The 1,414-nt window shown below is 70.5% G+C and carries 1 protein-coding gene; it reads right to left on the minus strand.

Features of this window, described 5'->3' with window-relative positions; translation table 11 throughout:
* Positions 1–1,378, minus strand: a 1,378-nt coding sequence (locus IE278_RS41710; RefSeq protein WP_189780247.1) for an IS701 family transposase, incomplete at its 3' end; no start/stop codon positions are given.
* Positions 1,379–1,414 lie beyond the last annotated feature (36 nt).

Below are 1,414 nucleotides of genomic sequence, written 5' to 3' on the forward strand. Positions count from 1 at the left end.
CAGGGCCTGGAGTTCGGAGGGTGGGTCCTTGTCCGTCCAGGCTCGCCACCATCGGTTGAGAGTGACGGCGGGGGCAAGCCAGGAACGGATCGCCCGTAAGGCCCTGGGCCAGCAGGGCTGTTGGTGCTGGTGGGACGGGGCTGAGCCCCCTCTCTGGCCCCTCGTTGGGGCACGGGTCCGGCGCGGCGGCATCCACGGGGCCGGGTGGGGCGAACCATTGGTCCCAGCAGAAGGAGAAGGCGCAGTTCACCAGTGTCTGATGCCGGCGGATGGCGCGGTCGGAACGGACCTGGAAGTCGGCCCAGCCGAGTTCGTCCTTGACCTGCTTGTAGCTCTGCTCGATCCACGGCCGCAGGCCGTAAAGGCGGACGATCTCGGCGAGGTCGGCCGGCGGATGCGGGCTGGTGGCGGCGTGGGGCGCATCGGGGTGGGACAGGTTGGTGGCCAGGTGCCAGGTGGCCTTCTCCGGCAGGGTGGCTGGATCAGTGGTGGCCACGACCAGCCGGCAGGGTGAGTCGGGGCCGTAACCACCCAGTCGGGCGTCAGCGGCCCACCAGGTCTCGGTGTGCCCGTCGCGGAAATGACGCTCCACCGGTGTCCAGTCACCGGGGTGGTCGGCGTTCTTCCAGGTCAGAGCGTGTGCGGCGTCGATGGGGGTATGCGGCTGGCCGGCCGGGGCCCAGGTGCCGCGATGCGGTTTGAGCGCGACCACGTAGGCCAGGCCGGCCGCCCGCAGCGCTAGATACCAGTCATCACTCACGGAGTAGGCGCAGTCGGCGACCACCGCCCGGCAGCCGAAGCCCGCCTCCTTCCCGCGGACCGCCAGAGCGGCGGCCAGCTGCGGTTTCGTACGGAAGGCCGGGTCGGACCGGGCGCGGGCGAAGTGGTGGGCGGGGGTGTAAGGAGTCGCGTGGAGCGGGTAGTACACGCGGCCGTCCGTCCACACTGTGGTCACCGTGACGATGCCGTTGTCCGTCTTGCCCAGCCGGCCCAGCCACTGCCGGCCCACGTTGGCGGTGGCCGCGCCGGCCTTGCGGTCCCCCGAGTCGTCGATGACGATGACCCCGCCGTCATGCGGAGCCGTCTCCGGCTGCCCGCGCAGCAGTTCAAGCCGCCGGTCGTTGACCTGCTCGGCTTCCCATGGGGACTCGGACAGGAAGAATTGCAGCCGCTGCACCCCCGGCATCCCCGCGCCGGCCACCGGCTCAGCTCCTGCCAGGCAGGTGATCGTCTTGTTCCGCTCCCGCGGCGCCAGCAGCCCCGTCAGGTACTCACGAAAACCCCGCCGCTGAGCCAGGCTGAAGAAGAGATCGTCGAACCGGGCCGCGTACTCCTCCAACGGCCCCGGCGCAGGCGGACACGGACGGCGAGCAGTCATCTTCAGCCCCCAGCCGAGCAGTTGACTCCTACCACC

The sequence above is a fragment of the Streptomyces tauricus genome (assembly GCF_014650955.1).
GTDB lineage: Bacteria > Actinomycetota > Actinomycetes > Streptomycetales > Streptomycetaceae > Streptomyces > Streptomyces tauricus.